At 71.2% G+C, this 19,623-nt stretch carries 21 protein-coding genes; 9 read left to right on the top strand and 12 right to left on the bottom strand.

Annotation, left to right across the window (positions count from 1 at the left end):
- Positions 1 to 244: 244 nt before the first annotated feature.
- The 5 genes from C229_RS0115150 to C229_RS32940 all read left to right on the top strand — a co-directional run bounded on the left by C229_RS0115150 (position 245) and on the right by C229_RS32940 (position 3,193).
- Positions 245 to 640 (top strand): DUF6011 domain-containing protein, encoded by a 396-nt coding sequence (locus C229_RS0115150; RefSeq protein ID WP_018655929.1) that lies wholly within the window; start codon positions 245 to 247, stop codon positions 638 to 640.
- A gap of 145 nt (positions 641 to 785) precedes the next feature.
- Positions 786 to 1,136, top strand: coding sequence for a DUF6907 domain-containing protein (locus C229_RS0115145; RefSeq protein WP_018655928.1), 351 nt, complete (start codon positions 786 to 788; stop codon positions 1,134 to 1,136).
- 76 nt (positions 1,137 to 1,212) lie between these two features.
- Positions 1,213 to 1,755: a hypothetical protein gene (locus C229_RS30720; protein ID WP_018655927.1), complete on the top strand. Its 543-nt coding sequence runs from the start codon at positions 1,213 to 1,215 to the stop codon at positions 1,753 to 1,755.
- On the top strand, positions 1,752 to 2,315 hold the full coding sequence (locus tag C229_RS0115135; protein WP_018655926.1) for a hypothetical protein: 564 nt from the start codon (positions 1,752 to 1,754) through the stop codon (positions 2,313 to 2,315). The genes C229_RS30720 and C229_RS0115135 overlap by 4 nt, the downstream gene beginning before the upstream one ends.
- Complete coding sequence (locus C229_RS32940) at positions 2,312 to 3,193, top strand: DUF2637 domain-containing protein (RefSeq protein ID WP_018655925.1); 882 nt, start codon at positions 2,312 to 2,314, stop codon at positions 3,191 to 3,193. The genes C229_RS0115135 and C229_RS32940 overlap by 4 nt, the downstream gene beginning before the upstream one ends.
- Positions 3,194 to 3,241: 48 nt before the next feature.
- Here the strand turns inward: C229_RS32940 and C229_RS30710 are convergent, their stop codons facing one another.
- The 3 genes from C229_RS30710 to C229_RS0115115 form a co-directional block, all read right to left on the bottom strand.
- Positions 3,242 to 3,394, bottom strand: coding sequence for a hypothetical protein (locus C229_RS30710; protein WP_018655924.1), 153 nt, complete (start codon positions 3,392 to 3,394; stop codon positions 3,242 to 3,244).
- Between the two features lie 474 nt (positions 3,395 to 3,868).
- Complete coding sequence (locus C229_RS0115120; protein WP_018655923.1) at positions 3,869 to 4,402, bottom strand: NUDIX hydrolase; 534 nt, start codon at positions 4,400 to 4,402, stop codon at positions 3,869 to 3,871.
- 50 nt (positions 4,403 to 4,452) lie between these two features.
- Entirely contained in the window at positions 4,453 to 5,775 is a 1,323-nt protein-coding gene (locus tag C229_RS0115115) for an NsdA family TPR-like regulatory protein (RefSeq protein ID WP_018655922.1), read from the bottom strand.
- Between the two features lie 160 nt (positions 5,776 to 5,935).
- On the opposite strand from C229_RS0115115, the gene C229_RS0115110 reads away from it, so the two are divergent.
- From C229_RS0115110 to rhuM, 4 genes are all read left to right on the top strand, one after another.
- On the top strand, positions 5,936 to 6,322 hold the full coding sequence (locus tag C229_RS0115110) for a hypothetical protein (protein WP_018655921.1): 387 nt from the start codon (positions 5,936 to 5,938) through the stop codon (positions 6,320 to 6,322).
- On the top strand, positions 6,319 to 6,549 hold the full coding sequence (locus C229_RS34690; RefSeq protein WP_018655920.1) for a hypothetical protein: 231 nt from the start codon (positions 6,319 to 6,321) through the stop codon (positions 6,547 to 6,549). Before C229_RS0115110 ends, C229_RS34690 begins: the two co-directional genes overlap by 4 nt.
- 638 nt (positions 6,550 to 7,187) lie before the next feature.
- A complete protein-coding gene (locus C229_RS34685; protein ID WP_026313817.1) occupies positions 7,188 to 8,042 on the top strand; it encodes an SDH family Clp fold serine proteinase in 855 nt (284 codons plus the stop codon).
- Between the two features lie 814 nt (positions 8,043 to 8,856).
- Positions 8,857 to 9,681: a RhuM family protein gene (gene rhuM / locus C229_RS32935; protein WP_169513842.1), complete on the top strand. Its 825-nt coding sequence runs from the start codon at positions 8,857 to 8,859 to the stop codon at positions 9,679 to 9,681.
- Positions 9,682 to 9,931: 250 nt separating this feature from the next.
- Here the strand turns inward: rhuM and C229_RS30700 are convergent, their stop codons facing one another.
- The 9 genes from C229_RS30700 to C229_RS0115055 form a co-directional block, all read right to left on the bottom strand.
- Positions 9,932 to 10,129 carry a helix-turn-helix domain-containing protein gene (locus tag C229_RS30700; protein ID WP_018655917.1) on the bottom strand — a complete coding sequence of 66 codons (198 nt, stop codon included), beginning with the start codon at positions 10,127 to 10,129 and terminating at the stop codon, positions 9,932 to 9,934.
- Between the two features lie 567 nt (positions 10,130 to 10,696).
- Positions 10,697 to 14,422, bottom strand: a complete 3,726-nt coding sequence (locus C229_RS32930; RefSeq protein ID WP_018655914.1) for a C40 family peptidase — start codon at positions 14,420 to 14,422, stop codon at positions 10,697 to 10,699.
- A complete protein-coding gene (locus C229_RS0115080) occupies positions 14,415 to 14,669 on the bottom strand; it encodes a hypothetical protein (RefSeq protein ID WP_018655912.1) in 255 nt (84 codons plus the stop codon). The genes C229_RS32930 and C229_RS0115080 overlap by 8 nt, the downstream gene beginning before the upstream one ends.
- A gap of 174 nt (positions 14,670 to 14,843) precedes the next feature.
- Positions 14,844 to 15,281, bottom strand: a complete 438-nt coding sequence (locus C229_RS30690; RefSeq protein ID WP_081639883.1) for a helix-turn-helix domain-containing protein — start codon at positions 15,279 to 15,281, stop codon at positions 14,844 to 14,846.
- A 6-nt stretch (positions 15,282 to 15,287) separates the two neighbouring features.
- Positions 15,288 to 15,449: a hypothetical protein gene (locus C229_RS34300; protein WP_018655909.1), complete on the bottom strand. Its 162-nt coding sequence runs from the start codon at positions 15,447 to 15,449 to the stop codon at positions 15,288 to 15,290.
- Between the two features lie 37 nt (positions 15,450 to 15,486).
- Positions 15,487 to 16,068 carry a hypothetical protein gene (locus C229_RS32925; RefSeq protein ID WP_018655908.1) on the bottom strand — a complete coding sequence of 194 codons (582 nt, stop codon included), beginning with the start codon at positions 16,066 to 16,068 and terminating at the stop codon, positions 15,487 to 15,489.
- Positions 16,065 to 16,361 carry a hypothetical protein gene (locus tag C229_RS34295; protein WP_155884843.1) on the bottom strand — a complete coding sequence of 99 codons (297 nt, stop codon included), beginning with the start codon at positions 16,359 to 16,361 and terminating at the stop codon, positions 16,065 to 16,067. The genes C229_RS32925 and C229_RS34295 overlap by 4 nt, the downstream gene beginning before the upstream one ends.
- Positions 16,358 to 19,108: a hypothetical protein gene (locus C229_RS35000; protein ID WP_205624488.1), complete on the bottom strand. Its 2,751-nt coding sequence runs from the start codon at positions 19,106 to 19,108 to the stop codon at positions 16,358 to 16,360. The genes C229_RS34295 and C229_RS35000 overlap by 4 nt, the downstream gene beginning before the upstream one ends.
- A 256-nt stretch (positions 19,109 to 19,364) precedes the next feature.
- Complete coding sequence (locus C229_RS0115055; protein ID WP_018655906.1) at positions 19,365 to 19,562, bottom strand: hypothetical protein; 198 nt, start codon at positions 19,560 to 19,562, stop codon at positions 19,365 to 19,367.
- Positions 19,563 to 19,623: the final 61 nt, after the last annotated feature.

Here is a 19,623-nt window from a genome sequence, read left to right as displayed (position 1 = left end):
CGCGCATGTGGTCAAGGAGGTCTGCGGTCCGTTCGGTGCCGAGCCGGGCGACGACACGGCCGTACGCCTCCCACATCGGAAGCGGTACGCGTATCGGTCTCGTCGGCGTTCGGCGCGGCTGTTCGGACATGCGGCACTCCCTCTGAATCGTGTAGCTACAGGAATCTTTGCACACCCCTTGTGTAGCTACCAGGTTTCGTTTACTGTGTAGCTACCAAGTAAACGGGGCGCAGGGGAGAACGACATGGCAGCCAAGACCAAGACGGCGACGTGCCGCCGATGCCGCGCCACCCTGCGCAGTGCCCGCACCGTCGCCGCCGGAATTGGTGACCGTTGCGCCCGCAACGAACGCCGCGAGGCCGCCGCCCGCCTCACCACCGCGACCGCCGCCGTCGACCTGTCCGCCTTCAAGGACGCCCGCACCGTCCTGGGCAAGGCCGAACAGCTCATCGAGGACGCCGCGATCCTCCCCACCCGCCACCACGGCCAGTACCTCGCCACCGGCTCCGACGGCCTCGCGACCTACCTCGTCGACACCGTCGAACGCTCCTGCACCTGCAAGGCTGGCGCCCGCCTCGGCCGCTGCAACCACCTGGTCGCCGCCGACATCCTCGACCACTGCGCCGCCCTGGCTGCATAGACCCGGTGCGGCGGGCGTCAACTCAACCACTGGCCCGGTCCCGCGCGCCCGCCGCACCGAACAAACTCAGCCCCCCGCACGGCACCACCCGACGTCGCGGAAAACCGCCCGCCGGACCACCAACCCGAGAGGGAGGAGACGGACCATGAGCACCGTCACCGACATCAAGCACACCCGCACCCGTACCCACCGCGCTGCGAAGACCGCCGTCTGCCCGACGTGGTGCGTCAACACCCACGACCACCCGCTCAACGTCGAGCACTTCGGCGACGTCCGGGACGTCGAGCTGAGCAACCACTTCGACACCGACCTGAACGGTCGCCCGATCGGGCTGGAGATGACGGCGCACCTGCGCACGCCCGAGCACGACCCGAGCGGCGTCGCGAACGTCTGCGTCGGCAACCACGAGCAGAACGCCGACACCACCATGACCCTCGACGAGGCCGAGAACTTCGCGTTCGCGCTGCTCCGCCTCGTCGCGCAGGGCCGCAAGTAGCACAAGGCGGGCACCGCCCGGCGACCCTACCGCCGGGCGGTGCCCTTGATCCGGACCTATCTGAGAGGTCAGACCCATGCACAACCTTACGGCCGGCATCACCCCCGACCCGGCTCCGCTGTCCGACGACCAGCGCGACGGCACGAGCTGCGTCGTGTGCCGCACCGACTACCGCACGACCAACGTTCCGAGCGCGCCCATCGGCAAGACGTCTGACGGCGCGCAGCTCTTCGCCTGCACGCATTCGTGCGCCGTCCTCACCGAACCGCCCGTGTGCCCCGGCTGGTGCTCGCGCGCCAACCACATCGCCGAGGACGGGCGCCTCCTCGACCACCTGGCGATCGTGGGCCGGACCCGCCTCGTCCACGGCGACGGGCGCCGCGGAGTCTTCGGCGTCCGCCTGGTGCAGGGTCGCGCCGCGACCAAGCCGGGCATCGGTATCCACGTCTACAGCAGCGACCGCGAGCACGAGCAGCCGCGGATGTTGTGGCTCAACATGCGCAAGGCCGAGGTGTTCGCAGAGATCGCCGATGCGTTCGGTGGCGTCGACCTGGCCCGTCTGGTGCGCAAGGCGCTGGACCGCGCCGCCGCCGAGCAGGAGCAGGAGGTCGGACAGTGACGAACACACACCCGTCCTGCCCCTCCTGGTGCCGTATTCGGGACTGCGCGGGCTCGCGCTGGGGCAACCACTGGGGAGACGTCGACGACTGGCCCCGACCGGACCGGGACATCCTCGTCGCCATCCGTTCGACCCGCACCGGCCGCCCCGAGATCCTCGTCCAAGCCGAAGGGTGGACGGAGGACGGCGACGCCGTCCAGTTGGGCACCGCGACCATGAGCCCGGTCGTGGCGCTCGCGACGGGGTTCGTGGCTGGAGGCCGCATCGGCACGGCACTGCTCTCCGCCGCCGCTCAGTCCCGCGTGCCGGGCCTGCCCCGCCGTGCCGAGCCTGTCACGGTCGCTGAGCGCTACGCCGACCCGATCAGCCGGATGCGCATCATCTCGGCGCCTCCCATGGTGCGCCTCATCACCAACACGCCCGGCTCGGAGCATCGCATCGAGCTGACGTACGAGCAGGTCGACACCCTCGCCGACTTCCTGTGCCTCGCCAAGGCGCCGCTGTGGCTGTGGCGTGGCCTGGTCGAGGCGTCGCAGATGGCGGAGAGGGACACGGCGTGAGCGGCGAGGACAGGGCGATCCGGTGGGGGCTGTACGCCTCACTGTCGGCCGTGACCGTGATCGCGGTCGTGATCTCCTACGGTCACATCCTCGACCTCGCCGAGGACAATGGGGAGGACGGGTTCGCCGCGCGAGCCGGTGCGCTCACCGTGGATGGGCTCATCCTCACGTGCTCGCTGGTGATCGTGAAGGCGGCCCGGAACCGGTCGCGACCGCCGGTCCTGGCGTGGTTGATGCTGCTGCTCGGCATCGCGGCGACGATGGCGGCGAACGTGGCGCACGGCCTCGACCACGGGTGGACGGGAGCACTGGTCTCCGGGTGGCCCGCGCTGGTCGCGACCGGCTGTTTCCACCTGGTCATCGGGGAGATTCGCCGTAGCCCGGACTCGCCGTCGACGGCTGGTGAGCCGTCGGCGGCGTGGCCTGCGTTCAATGTCGAGGACGCAGGTCACGCGGTAGCTGGGGATGCGCGGTGGGAGACGGTCACGGCCGCGGTGTCGGGATCGAGTAACGGCATCGAGCAGGGCGGACCGGTCGAGCTCACGGCGCCGATGGCGCGCAGCCTCGACCTCGCCGACGAGCACGGCCAGGACCCGGGCGAGAGCGCCGGTCGCGACCGGCTGGAGCACGCGACCGGGTGGCCGGTCACCGAGCCGACCGGGGAGGTCGGCCGCGCCGTCTCCGGCGAGGTCGAGGCGGACCCGGTTGAGCCCGGCGGAACAGAGCTCGCCGAAGTGGTCGCGACCGCTCGCGACCGGTTCGCCGATGTCCTCGCGACCGGGGACACCCCGTCGATCCGAGCGCTGCGGCGAGAGCTCAAGATCGGGCACCCGCGCGCCGTCCGCATCCGCGACGCGCTCGCCGAAGCACGAACCTGATGCGCTGGCCCTCGCACAGGGTCGGGTCAACCGGCTCGTGTGCGAGGGCTACAGGCCGTTCTCCGCGCACCAGGCTTCGAGCTGCTGCACGGGCACCGTGCCGGGGGAGCGCTGCACGAGCTGCGCCAGGGACGGCATCCGCGATGCCAGCGCCGACGTCTGCGCCTGCGTCCGAGCTGTCAGCGCCTCGACATCACCCACCGGTGCGGAGTCATCAGGGCCGGGCTCACCGGAGCCAGCGGCGAGGTTCCGCGCACGGTCGAGGTGAGCGCACATATCCCGCGCCGGCCGGTCGACCGACGCGGCCGCCGAGGACGAATTCGAGGGGCGCGCTGCGGGTTCCTCGCTGCTGCTGCACGAGGCCACCGTGACCGCGAGCAGGATGGCCGGTGCGTGGCGAAGGGCGTGACGAAGAGGGTTCACCCAGCAGAGTGAAGCGCGCAGCGCTCGCAGCGGCGACCTCTTGGCCACCCACGGCCAGACCACAACGAGAACACAGCGAGGGCGGAGCACCATGGCGGTACTCCGCTGGGTCGCCTGCGAGATCACCGTGCGGTGGCCGGATGGCCGGACGCGAACCGTGCGAGGGAAGGGTGACTGCCTCCTGGGCACGTGCCCGGCATCCGAGACTAGCTACTCCCCAGGATCGCCGAGCGGGAGCGAGCATCGCGGGTTTCACGGCGCGGGTTCGGTGAGGACGTAGAGGACGGCGGCGAGGGTGGTGCCGCTCATGAGGTGGCCGGCGGTGACCAGGTCGCGGATGTCGTCGAGCGGTACCCACTCCACGCGTGAGGACTCCCAGTCCTCGGTCGGGTCGCCGACGAAGGCGGCGTCGTCGGCGCGGAAGATGTGGTGCGTGCTGTCGCTGATGCCGGGCGTGGGCGTCACGGTCAGCAGCGGGCGTAGCGGGCCCGGCCGCCATCCGGTCTCGGCCTCGCATTCGCGGGCGGCGGCGGTGGCGGGGTCCTGGTCGTCGTCCTCGATGCGGCCGATGGGGATCTCCCATCCCCACGCGTCGGTGATGAACCGGTGCCGCCACATCATCAGCACGCGCCGGTCCTCGTTCACTGCGACGACGCCGGCGCCCGGCGGGGTGCGGATCAGCCGGTGGTCGAGCGTGCGGCCCTGGCCGATGTCGACCTTGGCCATGCGGATGTCCAGCCATGGGTCGGTGTAGAGCGGTGTCTCGTCGCGGACGGTCCAGCGCATCGGCGTTCCCCGGAGTCGGTGGCAGATCACCGGCCACGGTATCGGCGCGGCTACATCGGCACGTCGAGATGCTGCACGGCGCGTTCGCGAAGATCGCGCACGGCTGCGGTGTCGTGGCGGGCCAGGGCGTCGACGACGTCGCGGACCCGTTCGGCGATCCGACCGGACTCCATGCCCGCGGCGCGGTCGAGCATCTGTTCGCCGATGTCGGCGGCGTGCTCGACCTCGCCGCGCTGGGCGAGGATGAGCGCGAACGTCGCCAGGCGGTGCGCCTGCCCCCGGGTGTGGACGTCGTCGGGCGCGAGCGCCTGCTCGGCGTGCTCCTGGGCGGCGCGCAGATCACCCAGGCGGCGCAGCGCCTCGGCGTGCTGGGTGGCGACCAGGCCGGGCTGGACGTAGCCGGTCTCGGGCGGCTCGTTCTCCCGGCGGATCTCGACGCCGTACGAGCGCGCCATGTGCCGGTGGCACCCGGCGGTGTCGCCCATCCGCGCGTACGCCTTGGCCTGGAGCGCGTGCAGGTCGACCACCAGCGCCGGGGACAGGTGCCCGCCCGCGCCGCGCAGTGCGGTCTCGGCGTACTGGATCACCTGCCGGTACGTGCCCCGGTACATCGCCTGGTTGGCCAGCAGCGCCACGACATACCCGCCGAACGACCGCGAGCCCGACGCCTTGGCCATCCGCAGAGCGTGCAGCAGGTACCGCTGCGCGAGCGGCTGACGGTCGGCGTCGTAGGCCGAGATGCCCGCCAGCGCGACCAAGCCACCGGCGGCGCGCAGCAGCTCGCGGCCGGTCGCATCGTCGTAGGTGCCCTTCACCAGCGGGGCCACCTGCCGGTGCAGGTAGGCCACCACGCGCGGCCGGACGGGCACCCCGCCGACGCGCCGGTACATCTGCTCGTAGCGGTCCCGCGCCGCCCGCACCCGCTGCACCTCGGCGACGCCGACGCGACCCGGGCCGCGGTGGGAGACGTCGCGGTCGTCGGGCGGGTTCTCCCACTCGAACACCGGCGCCACAGCGGCAGGGCCGCGCAGCAGCGTCGTCCGGGCGACGATCTCGGACCGCTGGTCGTCGCCCCGCCACAGCGCGGTGGCGTGCGACAACGCCGTACCCAGGTCCGGCGGACCGTCGCCGGGCGACCCGGCGCGGTCCATGCCGATGTCGCCGAGCGTGAGGACCCGGCCGAGACGGGCGCCGAGGATGTCGCAGATCAGGTCCGGAGCGGCGCCGCGCGGGATCGCGTGGTCGCGGACCCAGCGCGCCACCGACGTGTGGTCGTACCGCGTCGCCGCGCCGTGGTTCATCCGAGCGGCGAGCCCGGCGTACGACATGCCCGCCTCGCCGAGCAGGGCGTCCAGCAGCAGATTCGGTTCCACGGCGCTCCGTCCGTCTGGCGTAAGCGCAGTGTAGGAGCGCCATCACAGGGCGCGGCAAGACCCGGCGCGCAATCCGTTCACACCCCGTGTGAACGACGACCCTCGCCCGCGGGTGCTTCACACCTGCCGCAGCTCTTCACCGCACGGGCACGCTGGCGGCATGGAGACCACACAGGTCACACCCGAGGAACTGCACCAGCAGCACCCCGGATGGACGGTACGCCGCGAGCAGCTCCCCGTCGGCGGGGAGACGTGGACGGCCACCCGCACCCGGCTCCTCACCCACCACGAGGTGTCGGCCGGCCACCGCCACACCCTGGCCGCGCCGACCGGCGAACACCTGGCCCGGCTGCTGCTGACCCAGTCCGACGAGTGCCTGAAGCTCAAGGCCGACTTCCCCGGCTGGTCCATCCTGCTGACCGACCGCCGCCGCTGGTGGGCGCTGCGCACCCGGCACGTCGTCTCCGACCTCATCGCCGACACCCTCGATGGCCTACGCGAACTGCTCGACGAGCAGACCCTCGCCGAACGCGAGGCCGAGCGGTGAACGCGACCCCGGCGTACCGCGTCGACACGGCCGTGATCGACCTCGCGCCGATTCACGCGGCCGAGGTCGCGCGGCTGCACGGGCAATTCCCGGCCGCCCGCGTCTGGTTCGGGCACCACACGCGCCGGTGGTGGGCGATGGACGGCGCGTGCCTCGTCGAGGGCGCGACGCCGGACGACCTGATGAACGCCCTCATCGCCGCCGAGATGCGGCGGTGGGGCCGATGAACTGCGGGCACGGCGTGGGGCGTCCGGGAGTGCGCCGCCGTGCCCGCGCCTACCCCCGGCCTGGTGTGCAGCGGGCGCGCCGCACCGGGCCGGGGTCCATGCGCCGGACGCGGGGGGCGTCCGGCACGCGCGGCCCGGGGCAGCTCTTCCCCGCCCCGGGCCGCGCACCCCGAGACGGCGCGCTCCCATACCGGCGACACGCCGCCGCGCCCGCGCCTGGCCTGGCTGGTTCGGGGCGCGTGACGACGCGATCGGTCAGGCGGCCGAACGATCGTGAGCAGCCGAGCGTTGCAGCCGAGAATTTTTGTGTTGATGACCGTTCGTGCGTGGCGGCTTTGCTTACCAGCCAGTCACAACTAGGAAGGAGTCACCCCCCCGAGATGGAGCAACCACCCCCCGCACCCAGAAGGGTGTCACACACAGAGGTTATGTTGATGACAACAAACAAGATCGCCCCGGGGAGTAGCGATGAAGAGGAAGCGAAAGGGGAAGGCGACGTTCCAGCCGGACCCAGAGTGGGAGGAACGGCAACGCTCAGTCAGGGAGGCGTGGAAGCTGGGGAGGCAGACAGCGAAGAGGAGCGGATCGTCGACAGCGAGCCGCGACCGCATGTACCCGGGCCGCGGTCGGACCGATCGGTGACCAAGGACTTCACCCCACTCTTCGGCGCCCAGCACGAGGCTCGCTACCTTCGGCGCCACCTCATCGACGAGTACGAGCGGCGCCACAACTGCCGCCTCATCGTCATGATCGACGTCATCCACGCAGACAGCGTCACCTACTTCGCCGAACTTCTCCACGACGCCAACCCGAAGCAGGACCTGCACCTGCTGCTGTGCTCGCCGGGTGGAGACGGCGAGGTCGCCGTCCGGCTCGCGCGGCTCGCACAGGCCAGCTGTAGGCGCCTCTGTGTCGTCATCCCCGACATCGCCAAGAGCGCAGCAACGATCCTGGCCCTAGGCGCGCACGAAATCATCATGGGTCCGAGTTCGGACCTCGGCCCGATCGACCCGCAGATCTTCCTCCCCGACCGGGGCTTCGTGAGCGCCAAGGAGATCATCACCGCTGTCAACAGCGCACTGAGCGACGTCGAAACCCGGCCCAACACCGATCAAATCCACGCCATGCTGCTGGGCAGCGGAGCCATCGACGCCAGCACCTTCCAGTTCGCCCAGTCGGCGCTCGGCCGGACCGACGACATCGCCCTCCAGGCGGTAAGCGCGAACCCGGAACGCACCCAGGAAGAGGCGGCGGCTCTCGCCAAGCGGGTAACCCATCAGCTCGTGCACGATCCGAGGATGCATTCGGCTGTCGTGGGTGCGACTGAGGCCAAGGCGGTCGGCCTCCCGATCCGTGAGCTGGACGCACAGTGCGATGACTGGCAGGAAATCTGGCGCATTTGGACTCGCTACTTCGCACTGGGCGGCCTCCGTGCCCTCTCGGTGTACGAGAGCCGGGCGGCATCCCAGGTGATGCGTGTGGAGACTGAGTAGCCAAGGACCCTCCGACCGCGAAGCGCCCCCGCCCTTCTTCGGAAGGACGGGGGCGTTGTCATCGGGGCCATGCGCTGGCCCCGATGAGCGGCGGCGCGGCGGACGCGGCCCGCGCCGCTCCGATCGGGATGCGCGCTCCCAGCACGTCCTCGTCCGCGCTGGCCTTGCGGAGCAGCGCCGCCTGAATCTCGGCGCGCCGCTGCTCCTCCGAGCCCTGTCCGGACGCTGCGCCGAAGCAGATGCTGGCGACCTGGCCGAGCTTGTCCCGGCGAAGGACGGGTGCGGGTGGGTGGAGGGAGCCGTGCGAGGTGGGGGGCGTGATGGTGGCGATGGCGCGCAGCTCGGCGACGGCCGCACCGCGCGCTTCGCCGGTGGGGGCGGTCTAGGCGGCGTGGCGGGAGACGGCGCCGTGGAGGCGGGCGGTGATGATGCGGTCGGGCGGGGGTGAGGCGGGCATGCAGGTCAGGGTAGGGGTGGGCGGTTTGTGTCGCAGAGACGAGGGCGCGACACGCCGGTTATCACTGAACCGCAATGAAATTCTTATCGCGACGATTCGATCACACTAGGTAGTCGAACGCGAGTTCGAGCAGGTAGGCGAGTTGCCTGCATGATGCACGCGACCGCGCAAGTGACCGCTTTGGGCGATTGGTCCGCTATCGACGATCGCCGCGCGTTCGTGATCTTGTGCGCGAGGTGGCAGGATCTTTCGCCAGACGAGAAAAGGCCCCGCGCGATGGAGGTCGCCGGGGCCTGGCTCGTCCTCCACACCAACGCTGCGACGCACGAAAGGACGAACATGCGCGACGATAGCAGCATGCCCGCGGTCCCTGACAGGGGGGACTCGCCCTTCGACCAGATCCGGCGCACCGACGCCTTCGGCAGGGAGTACTGGACCGGCCGCGACCTCCAGCCCCTCATGGAGTACGCGCAGTGGCGCGACTTCGCCACCGTCATCCGCAAGGCTAGCGACGCCGTACTACTCGTACAGGGTAACGACGCAGCTCAGAAGCATTTTGCGGAGACGCGCAACAAGGTCTCGATCGGCTCGGGCGCCCAGCGGGAGGCGCAGGACTATCGACTCACCCGCCTCGGCGCCTACCTCGTCGCAATGGCCGGCGACGACACCAAGGAGGCCGTCGCGCGGGCGCGGATCTACTTCGCCGTCCGCGCTCGCGAGGCGGAGGTCGGTGAGATCACCGAGGCGGAGAGGCGGCAGACCGCACTGGCCCGCGCTCGCGAGATGGTCGACTACAAGGTCTTCCGCGACATGATGGCCGAGAACGCGCCCGACTACGCGCCCAGCAACCGGGAGACCGGCATCTTCTTCGGGATGATGCAGAACCAGATCTACCGGCACCTGACCGGCATGGACGCCAACCAGATCAAGCAGGCGCGTCCCATCTACCACTGGCCCGGACGCGAGAACGGCAAGGACGAGCCCGGCCCGAACAGCAAGCACCGGAAGGTCGCCAAGAACTACCTGACCCTGCCGGAGCTGAACAAGCTGGAGCGGATCGTCGGGCGGCTGTGCCTGCGCGCGCAGGACATCGCCGAAGACGGTGCCCGGCTGAACATGAGCCAGTGGCTCGCGCTGGTCGACGCCGAGCTGGAGCTGCTCGCTCGCCCGCTCACCGCCTGACCGCGCACACGACAAAGCGCCCCGCCGCCCTCCGAGGAGAGCGACGGGGCGCTGTCGCGAGGCGAGGCGGTTGCTCCAGATCGCCGATCAGGTTACCGACTGATTGCGTGGCGTGACATTGTGGACCACGCTACGAGATGGTGAGTCGGCGCTGGCGCGGAGCGGATTACCTGATCACTGGCCCGGTCCCGCCCGGTCCGCGTCGGCGTCGAGCACCCTCGTACCTGCGACAAGGTCGTGGACGCAAGGATCAGCGGCGACGCGGACGCTCCGAAACCGGGCGCACTTCACCAGCTTGCTGAATCTCGGCGATCTGGCGTGCCGAGAACCGCAGGTAGCGGCCGACGTAGGTGGCGGGGATGGCTCCGGCGGCGGCCTTGTCTGCGAGCCAGCGGGCGCCGACGCCGAGGTACTCGGCGGCTTCAGCGGCCTTGTAGAGCCGTTGCACTCCCCCGCACGTCGGGCATCGTTGATCATCTCCTGGCGGAGCTTCCATGGTGTCCCCCCACAGCAGGCGGCCCCGTTGCCTTGGGCCTACCCGCGCCGAGCGGGCGCGCCTCTTGCCTGGATGGGACGCGGGCGATGCTGGAGGGGACACGTTGGTTGCCGTCTGGGGGTGCGCTAAGCGATCGAGCCCAAGGGAGCGTGGTCATGCGCCGAGCCGCGCGGGCGCATCCACGAGGATTGTCACGGGGGCGGGGGCTGGGGGAGGGAGTTACAGGTCAGAAGCGGTTTTCAGTCTGTGACGATGCTGCTAGCACCGCCGTGACAGTCACTCCGCGTGTCCGTGACGGGATGCATGGGGCGTCTCCGTGACGGTACGTGGCCGTGACGATTGCCGTGATGTTCGTCTGGCGCCGTGACAGTTGCTCGCAGTGGTCGTGACATCCGTGACACTCACCCTCCGCGTAGGCGTCAAGATCAAAAAGAGCCGCACGGCGAACGCCTACGCGCAGCCGTATGCGTGGGCCGACGGCTTGCCCGGTGCATCGCGGCCCGCGTTACTGAGCGGCATCTAGGGCACCCTTCCTTGTGATCTCAGGTTGGCGTAGCCCTTGGCCAGCCAGTGCTCCGCCTCGATCCGCGAGGCGATCACCCCGTGATTGCACAGATGAATCACCGGCGCCCCCGACCGTCCGGGCGCCAGCGACGCGCCGTCCCCACCCCGCACCAGCGGCGCCGGCGCGAGCCGAGGCCGCACGATCTCCTCACCGACGACCCGCCCGGAGTTGATCGCCTCAACAAGCTGCGGCACGGCCTTCGCGCGGGACCGGGCGACGATGAACTCGCCCGCCGTCGCCTTGATGAGGTTGCGGTCCTTGCCCGGACGCCCCCGAACCCAGCCGCCGCCCGCATACCCCGGGATGCCGCCCGGCCCCGGGTCGCCGGCGACCCCGGCGAGCTTGGCCAGGGCGATCTCGCGGCCGGTGACGTACCCGTCGACGAAGTCGTCGCCGAGCCGCTGCACGGCGCCGCCCTTGGCGTATCCGGCGGCCTTGGGCCACCGCCACTGATACCCGCGGCTGGCGGGGACTTCGCGGACGTCCAGGCCGGTGCGGGGCGCCTCGATGATGTAGCCAGGGCGGCTGGCCAAGACGACGTGGCCCATGTGGGGGAAGCCGAGCGCGCCGGGCCGCGGACCGGAGATGGGCCGCGAGTTCGGGAACTGGGTGTAGGTGGTGCGGGTGATCTCTTTCCCGGCGCCGTGCCGCCACGCCCCCTGCGTGAGCCCTGAGCAGTCCAGGCCGCGGCCCCAGCTCGTGCCGCCCCACACATACGGGACGCCGAGCTGGGTGCGGGCTGCGGCGACGACCGGGCCGCCGCCCCCGGCGAGCTTCTTCCACGCCTCCGCCAGCGCCGCCGCCTGGTCATAGGTCGCGCGGTGCTCGCGCCAAACCACGACGTGCTGGTCGCGCGCCCACCGGGACCGCTGCGCGCCTGCCGCGCGGTTGCCGGTGACGCCGATCTGCACGGCGCCGCCGGTCGCATACCCGGCCAGCTCACCGCGCAGCGCCGCCGCACGCAGCCGCTGCACGGCGTCGTGGCCGCCCGCGCGGCGCACCTCGGCGGTGGTCCACACGTGCTCATCCGGGGTCAGCATCGCCGGGACGCTGTCGCGTTCGGGCGCGGCGCCGGCGAGCCAGGGGACGGGGCCGCCGCGGTTCAGCCCGGCGGTGGTGGAGCGGCGGAACGTGCCGCGCGCGCTGACGTTGACGCTGACGCGAGGGTTGGAGTTCCCGATCTCCTTGAGCGCCTTGAGCGTCGTGACCTTGAACGACTGCATGCCGCCTGCGGCGTTGCGGGTCGCAGCCGGGAGCTTGTTGTATTCGCGCCACAGGTTTTCGGCGCGGCCCCGCGCGACACCCATCGCGGCGGCGGCGTTGAGGAACTCGGTGCGGCTGGTGCGGGTGCGTGCGCTGGCGTTGCCGGTGGCGCGGGCCAGCGCGTCGACCTGCGCGCGGGCGAAGGAGTTCCGCCCGGCCAGGGAGTACAGGACCGGCAGGGCGTCGCGGACACGGGCGTTGTACGCCTGCTGGGAAGTGGCGCCCTGCCCGGTGCGGATCTGCATCTGCCGGGCGGCCTCCGCCGAGGTGCGGACACGGCTGATGTAGCCGCCGAGGGACGCGGTGCCGGTGTTCTGCGCGGTGGTGAGCCGCTGGTACTGCGTCCACAACGCGATCGCCTGCGTGCGGGAACCGAGCATCGCGGTGGCCTGCCGCACGAACGCGTCGCGGTTCGTCCGCGTCTGCGCGGTGGACGTCCCGAGGATGATCGCGAGGCGCTCAACGGCATCCCGCGCATCGCGGTTCCGGCCGGCCATCGCCATCAAGATCGGGATGTACTGGGAAGCGGCGGCGTTGGCCTGCGCCATGTTTCCCGTCTTCGCTGCCATGGCGTCGCGGAGCTGCTGCACGGTCGTGATCTGCTGCGTAAACGCCGAGCGCAGCGCGTTGCTGGACTCGGTGTTCCCCGACATGTCGCCCTTGGCTTTGCCGAGTTCACCCGCGAGGTCGCGGAACCCGCGCCGGAGTTGGGTGGTGGCGTTGAACGCGTTGAGCGCGGGCGTGAGGTAGCTGTCGGCGGCGGTGGCGAGCGCCGTCATCCGGTCCTTCATGGACAGCGCGGAGTTCGAAGCGTCGTCGAGGGCGAGCGAGACGGCGCGGGTTGGGTCCTTCGCGGCCTCGACGTTGATCCGGTAGTTGCCGATCTTCGCGGCTGCTTGGGCCGTCAGCTTCCCGTTCTTGTCCAGCGCGTTCGTGAGATCCACCCCGGCAGCGGTCGCCAAGCTGAGGGCCTGCTGCTGTGTGACCCCGTACTTGCGGGCGAGGAGGTCGGCGCCGGTCTCGACGGTCTTGATGATCTCCCGCTGATCTTTCAAGGCCGATTCGGTCTCGCGGTACTCCTTGCGCAGCACGCCGATCGCGCGCGAGTGCTCGGTCGTCGAGAACTGGCTGTCGCGGACGGCCTGCGACATGTTGTTCTGCGTGTGGATCAGCCGCGCCATCGCGCCACGCGCATTGGCGTCGAGCTGCGCCGCGAACTTGCGGTGACCTTCCAGGTTGTTGCCCGTCGCGCGGGCCTCGATCCGCATGGCGCCGATCAGTTTCTCGGTGCTGCTGGACGCCTGGGACGCGCGGACCGCCCAGAACGCGAGCCCGACACCGGCCGCGACGAACAGCGCGGGCCCGGCCTTTGTTGCCAGGTTCAAGGCGCGCGTCGACCGCGACATCCCAGCCGCCGCGCCGGCGCCTTGCCCCATGCGGCCGACCATCGTCCCGACGCCGGCGGCGGCAGAGGTCAGCGGGCGCCGCAGCATCAGCGTCAGCAGCCCGAGCTGTGCGAATGCGGGGTTCACTTGGGCGAGCGCGTTCACGGCTGCGAGTCCGCCGTTGACGATGCCGAGCATCGACATCCCGACGGGCTCGATGTCCTGCACCAGCCGGAGCGCCAAGCTGCCGGTGGTGGTCGCGGCCGTGCCCAGCTCGTCGAGCGCAGCGGGTGCCGCGCGCCCCGACCAGTCGAGGAACGAACTCACCTCCGGGCCGGATGCCCACGTCCCGATTCGATCCACGAACCGGCCGACGTCATCGCCGGTCTCGTCAACGAGCTTGCCGACCTTGGGCAGTAGTACCCCACCGACCGCGAGCACCGAGTTGAACGCCGACATGGCCTGCGGCTCGTAGCTGCGCGCGAGGGCCTTGTACTCGTCGCCGAGGTTGTTCACGCCGAGCGCGACGACCTGCTGCTGCCGCGACAACCCCGACCATTCGGCCGCGAGATCTTGACTGGCCGTGATCACCTTGCCGATGGACGGGGCCGCGACCAACCCGAACGCTCCGACGGCGACACCGGCCGACGCGATCGCGGCGCCCGCTGCTCCGCCAGCCGAAGCGATCTCCATCATCCCGGCGGCGGCGCGTTCGGACGATTCGGCGGCTTCCTCGTTGGCGTCGGCCTGCCGCTCGGTCTCGTCGGCGGCGTCGCGCTGCGCGTCTCCGGCTCGGCGGGCTGCGCGCTCGACTTCGCCACCCGAGTGGCGGGCGGTGTCGCCCTGCTCGTTGTAGGCGCGGTTGCTTCGCTCGACCTCCTGGCGCATCTGCTGCTGGGCACGCGTTGCGCGGGGTCCGAGCCGTTCAGCTTCCTCGGCGAGGCGGCGGGTCTCAGCCTGCGCGCGTCGGGTGTTGCGGATGTACTCGTCGACGTCCAGGCGAAGGCGCGCGGTGACGGTCCTGTCAGCCATCGCAGACCGCCAGTCGGGCCAGTGCTGCGCTCAGGTCGCGCAGCACTGCGTCGGCGTTCTCGGCGGCGTCCGCGACCGCGTGGGCCGCCGCTCGGATCTCCGCCGTGTTCGCGCCGAGGTCGAGGTGTTCGCCGTCGCTCTGCCGGATCGTCTGAGCCAGCCGCGGAAGTTGAGCCCGGAATCCCTCGGTTGCCTCGCGCAGCATCTCAGCGTTCACCGCGACGGTTGAGATTTCACCCACGCTCACGCGTGCCACCTCCTCCGCGCTTGGGTTCGGTGTTCGTCTCGGCGTCGGCCGGGTCGCGTTGCCAGTCGACCCGCGCCGCCGCCGGCGGGAACCCGAGCCGGTGCATGAGGTCGTCGGCTGCTGCGGCGCGTGCGGGGACGGATCGCAGGCTGCGGCGCGTGGGCGGGCGGCCCGTCATGCTGCCCGCCTCGCGGCGCCGTGCAGCTCGACGCTGGTCCGGTCGATCAGCCACGAACGGCCGACCGTGCGGCCGGTGAGCCGCCCCTCGGAGAGGAGCTGACGCACCCGCCGGGTTGTGAGTCGCAGCATGTCCGCGGCCTCCTTCACGGTGATCTCTGAGGAGGAGGCTGCCGGGCCTTCCGCTGGGACCGCTTCCGCGCTTCCGTCGACGGAAGCGCGCCACGCCAGCCACTCCGCTTCGGCTTGCTCGATCGACGCCCACAACTGCCGCACCTCGGCGAGGTAGGCGGGATGGAACCGCATCGACCGCTCAAGGCTCCGCAGATACTCGGTGCCGTGGGAGCGCAGCAGCGCGCTCAAGAACACCGCCGAGAAGCCCTGTACCGGCGCGACCATAACCGGGCGGCGCGGGGGCGGGGGCGTCTGCTCCATGGCCTCTCAGCGCCGTGCGTGCCGCGCGTAGGCGGCGCCGATCAGGTCACGGGCCGTGCGGCCGGTGCGCAGGTCGTTGCGCCAGCGGGTGGCGCGGAACTGGGGGAATCGGCCGGTCGCGACGGCCCATGCGACGAGGTCTTCGCCGGTGCGGCGGGGGCGGTCCATGTTGAGAGGTCCTTCCTGTGGCTGGAGTCAGGGCAGGTCAAGCCGCCGGGCCTGTGCCGTTCTCGATCGTCGAGAACTCGCGGACCATGACGATGCGACCGGCCGCGAGCTGCTGCTCGGTGAGCGCGAGTTCGGGCGAGGACATGACGCGCTCGAACGCGGCGATGAACACCTGCGCCTGCCGTTCGTGGATGGTGGCAACGCGGTCCTCGATGTTGAGGCGGGCGATGTCGGCGAGGACCTTCCCGGCCCGGTCGAGCGCGCGTTCGTAGGTGCTGATCAGTGCGCGGTTCTGCTCGCCGTCCTCGTCTCCGGTCCACTGCTCGGCGCGCAGCGCGGCGACGCGGTCGGCGAGGAAGCTCTTGAACCCTCGCATCTCACCGGCGAGCTTGAGCAGTTCGGCGAACGGGTCTTCGACGGGCTCGGCGGTGGGGGAGTACTGGGCGGCCATGGCGTGGATCTCCTGTTCGGCGTGGCGCTGCTTGGCTTTGCGGGCGACCTGGGGGGCCTTGCCGCCGTGGAGCGAACAGACCAGGGCGCCGGGGGCGGGGGTGCGTCCGCAGCGGTTCCCCGCGCGGTTGCGGGCGGTGCAGCGACGGTGGCCGGAGCCGGCGTTCATGGGGTCACCTCGGCGTCAGCTCGTTCATGGGGTCGGGATCGTTCCTCGGCGACGAGGCGTCCACCGTTCGGTGGTGCGTCGGCGCGGATGTCGGTCATCGGGGGCGTTCTGCTGTGCTGTATGCGTGCGAGCTTGCGGGCGTGGCGGGCACGAAGTCCGGCGGCGCGGTGGGCGTTCTTGGCGGCGCGGTCGGCGCGCTGCTGCTCCCCTCGTTCGCGAGCGGCTTGGACACGCTGGGCGACGCGGGCGGCGAGGGTGTCGGCCAGCTCGGCGGCGGCTTGGTCGTCGATCATGAGGCTGCCTCTTCGCCTGCCGGGCCGCCGGGACGTCCGGCGGCGGCCCACTCGCCGGGGCCGTAGACGCCGGGAATGCCGGACTGCGGGAGGGGTGCGGCGTTCGCGGCGCGGCAGTCGGTGCACCAGGCGTTGCCGCCGGGGCCGTAGCGGTGGGTGGGCTGTCCGCACTTGGCGCACGGGCCGGTGCTGGCCGGAGAGAGAAGGTGCGTTTTACCGTCACCAGCGTCACCAGCGTCACCGCTTCCGCGTTTTCCCAGGTCGGGGCGCATCTCGGTGGGTGACGCTGGCGGGGCGTCAGCGTCACCCGGGCCGTCCGTCCCGGGGAGGGGTGACGCTACGGCGATGGGGCTAGCGTCACCCCTGTTTGCGCTGGTCACGCCGCCTGCCGGGGGGTGCTGGTGACGCTGGTGACGCTGAATCGCACCTTCTCTCTCGGGACTACCTCCGTCGCTGCTCTCGCGGTTCGCGGCGATCCGCTCGGGCGTGGCGGCCAGGGAGTAGAAGCGGCCCCTCTTGGTGCGCGACTCGGCGAACGCGATGCCGATCGCGCGCAGGGCGGGAGCGAGCCGCTTGAGCTGTCCGCCGGCGCGGGTGGGGTCGCGCGGCCACTTCTTGGGCAGCCGGTCGGGCGCGTCCACCTGGTCGAGGAGCTGCTGAGCGGAGACCGTGATCCCGCTGTCTCCGGCGGCGTCGACGAGCTTGACGACGGCTTGGGCGAACGGCTCGCCTTCCAGGACGTCGGCGACGGCGTTGCGTGCTCCGGCGGTGTAGGCGTCGAGGGTGCTCCAGCCCTTGACCTTGTCGACGGCGGCGAGGATGCGGGCGAAGTCGGCCATACGGGGCCGCTCGGTCAGGTGGACGTCGGGCAGGGCGCGCAGGACGTCGGCCAGGAGGTCGAACAGGGACGCCAGGATCGCGGCGTGCGCGTCGGCGTAGGCGCGGTCAAGTTCGGCTTCCTCGCGCCGCTTGTGGTCGGGGATCAGGCTCAGCTCGATGGTGAGGAGCCGCTCGGCGAGGTCGCCAGCAAGCGCTCCGGCGTCGATTGTGGTGAGGGCCAGGACGCGCCGGAACTCCAGCACGACGACGTCGTCGTCGGTGTACAGGGCGCGGTCGACGATGCCGTCCCCGGTGACCGCACGGCACAGTGCATCGCTCAGCCAGTCGGGGATGTAGGACACGTTGTCGATGCACAACCCCCAGCTGTTGAACGCCTGCGTGGCCCAGGACTTCACGTCGCGGGGAGCGGTGCGCTTGGGGGCGCCGGACGGGTCGATGATCCCGATGACCGCCTGCGCGGCCTTGGACTTGCCGGTGCCCTGCTCGCCCCGGAACGTCAGGATCGGATGCGGCAGGTCGGGGATGAACGCGGCGACGAGCCATCCGACCAGGAGCCGGAACGCGTCCTGGTCCATGTTGAGCAGGGCGGCGAGGCGGGCGAGGCCGTCACCATCGCGGACCGGTGAGGGCAGCGCCTTCATCGCGCCGGACCGGCGGAACAGCACCGGCGACCGTGGCTCACGCGACCACCCGTCCGGGCCGACGATGACGCACCGCCCGTCCGGCGTGCCGAGGTCGATCACGATCTGCTTGCCGTGCCGCGCGGTGCGCAGGTGCGGCACCCGTGGTTCAGACGACTGCGCGATGCCCTCCAGCACCGTCATGGCGTCCGTGAGTGCCGCTTGGGACGGCACTCCGCCGCCCTGCTCGTCGCCGAACAGCTTGGCCAGCAGAGACCGAAGTCCTGCCTTGCCGCGCAGGGGCAGAGCCAGGTTCGCCCCGTCCCGCCGCACGGCGTAGGGGCGGCCGTCGTCGGACATGAAGATGTCGAACCGCCCGCGGGCCAGCTTCACCAGGATCGCCGACTGAGACGGGCCACGGCCCTTGCCGTCCTCGCTGCCACTGCCGCCCTGGGCGGCCGGGTCAGCCTCGACCGTCAGGGGCGGAGAGTGCGCGGGACGGGACTCGGGGTCGGCGGACTGCTGGTCGAGGTCGACCGGCACCAGCTCGTCGAGCGCGTGCCCGGCGGCCAGGTGGTCGGACACGTCGGCCTTGTCGCGCTCGATCGCCGCCTGCACGGTGCGCACGCTGCGGGCGACGGGCGCCAGGACGTCGCGGATGCGGCGGGCGTGCTTGCGGCCGGCCTCGTCGCGGTCGGCCACGATCACCACCTCGGCGCCCTTGAACCACTCGGCGAACGAGGTGGGCCACGGGTTGCCGGTGCCGCCGCTGTTGCAGGTGGCGGCCTCACCGAGCGCGGCGAGCCGGTCGGCGTCCTTCTCGCCCTCCACCACGAACACCGTGCGCCCGGCGTCGACCGCGGCGAGCACTTCGGGCAGGCGGTACACCAGGCGCCGCACCCCCTTGATGCCCTTGCTCCCGTCCGGCCGGTACTGCACGAACGACTTGGCCTTGCCGTCCCTGCCCGGCTCGATGCGCTTCACCAGGTACTCAGGCGAGCCGTCCTCGTTGCGATAGACGTACTCGGCGACGACCCGGGGACGGCTGCGCGGGACGTCGCGGGGCGCGCAGACGTCGGCCCACGTGAGGTCGACGGCGGCGAGGATGTCGGCGGGTTCGCACTGTGCGGAACGGCAGCGCAGGACGAATGGCTGTTCCCGTCCGGGGTCGATGCTGAGCGACGGGTCGTGGTCGTCGTGCGCAGGGCACAGCGCCACGTGCCCGGCACCGACGCGTCGCACCCGCTCCAGCCGGGACAGCAGCACGTCCATGGGCTCCTGGGTCACTTGACGCCCCCCGGGTAGACGCGGGCGACGACGACGTACACGCGGCGACCACATCCCGTCCGCCGGACGCCCCGCACGGCCTCACGCGACCGCGCACGCCCGAAGTGTCCGTTCCCGCAGTGCGGACAGCGCAGGGCGTACCACCACTGCGTGCGGCGGCCAGCAGGTGCGTAAAGGCTTGCATGTGCGACGGGCGAACGGTCTTGCTCGGGTAGCTCACCCTCGTCCGTGCGGTGGTGGGGTGCCTGCGGGGAGGTCATTCCCACCACCCCCGGCGGCGGAGCGCCCGTTCGACGTCGTCCGGCACGATCGGCCAGAGCCCGGCGGCGAGAAGGTGCGCGCGCGCCTCACGCCACGCGAGAAGTTCACGCGGCCGGTGGTCGTCGAGGCGAATCAGCGGGGTCGCGGAACCGCTTTGGTACTGCGATTCCGTGTCGATGACCAGCGGAGACACGGTGTGATGGTGCCGTGATGGCACATTCGCCAGCGGGGTGTCAGGCGCGCAGCGGCGGCGT

Origin of the sequence: Actinomadura flavalba DSM 45200, from assembly GCF_000374305.1 — a bacterium.
In the GTDB taxonomy this organism is placed as follows: Bacteria; Actinomycetota; Actinomycetes; order Streptosporangiales; family Streptosporangiaceae; genus Spirillospora; species Spirillospora flavalba.
Note: the sequence above shows the minus strand (reverse complement) of the source record. Positions and strands in the feature narration are given on the sequence as shown.

What these genes read in the sequence shown, in the direction of transcription:
- C229_RS0115110 (WP_018655921.1), top strand. Translation starts at nt 5,936, where the DNA reads ATGGAGACCACACAGGTCACACCCGAGGAACTGCACCAGCAGCACCCC.
- C229_RS0115120 (WP_018655923.1), bottom strand. Translation starts at nt 4,402, where the DNA reads ATGCGCTGGACCGTCCGCGACGAGACACCGCTCTACACCGACCCATGG.
- C229_RS34300 (WP_018655909.1), bottom strand. Translation starts at nt 15,449, where the DNA reads ATGGACCGCCCCCGCCGCACCGGCGAAGACCTCGTCGCATGGGCCGTC.
- C229_RS30720 (WP_018655927.1), top strand. Translation starts at nt 1,213, where the DNA reads ATGCACAACCTTACGGCCGGCATCACCCCCGACCCGGCTCCGCTGTCC.
- rhuM (WP_169513842.1), top strand. Translation starts at nt 8,857, where the DNA reads ATGCCCGCGGTCCCTGACAGGGGGGACTCGCCCTTCGACCAGATCCGG.
- C229_RS0115150 (WP_018655929.1), top strand. Translation starts at nt 245, where the DNA reads ATGGCAGCCAAGACCAAGACGGCGACGTGCCGCCGATGCCGCGCCACC.
- C229_RS30690 (WP_081639883.1), bottom strand. Translation starts at nt 15,281, where the DNA reads ATGGAGCAGACGCCCCCGCCCCCGCGCCGCCCGGTTATGGTCGCGCCG.
- C229_RS34295 (WP_155884843.1), bottom strand. Translation starts at nt 16,361, where the DNA reads ATGATCGACGACCAAGCCGCCGCCGAGCTGGCCGACACCCTCGCCGCC.
- C229_RS0115145 (WP_018655928.1), top strand. Translation starts at nt 786, where the DNA reads ATGAGCACCGTCACCGACATCAAGCACACCCGCACCCGTACCCACCGC.
- C229_RS32925 (WP_018655908.1), bottom strand. Translation starts at nt 16,068, where the DNA reads ATGAACGCCGGCTCCGGCCACCGTCGCTGCACCGCCCGCAACCGCGCG.
- C229_RS32930 (WP_018655914.1), bottom strand. Translation starts at nt 14,422, where the DNA reads ATGGCTGACAGGACCGTCACCGCGCGCCTTCGCCTGGACGTCGACGAG.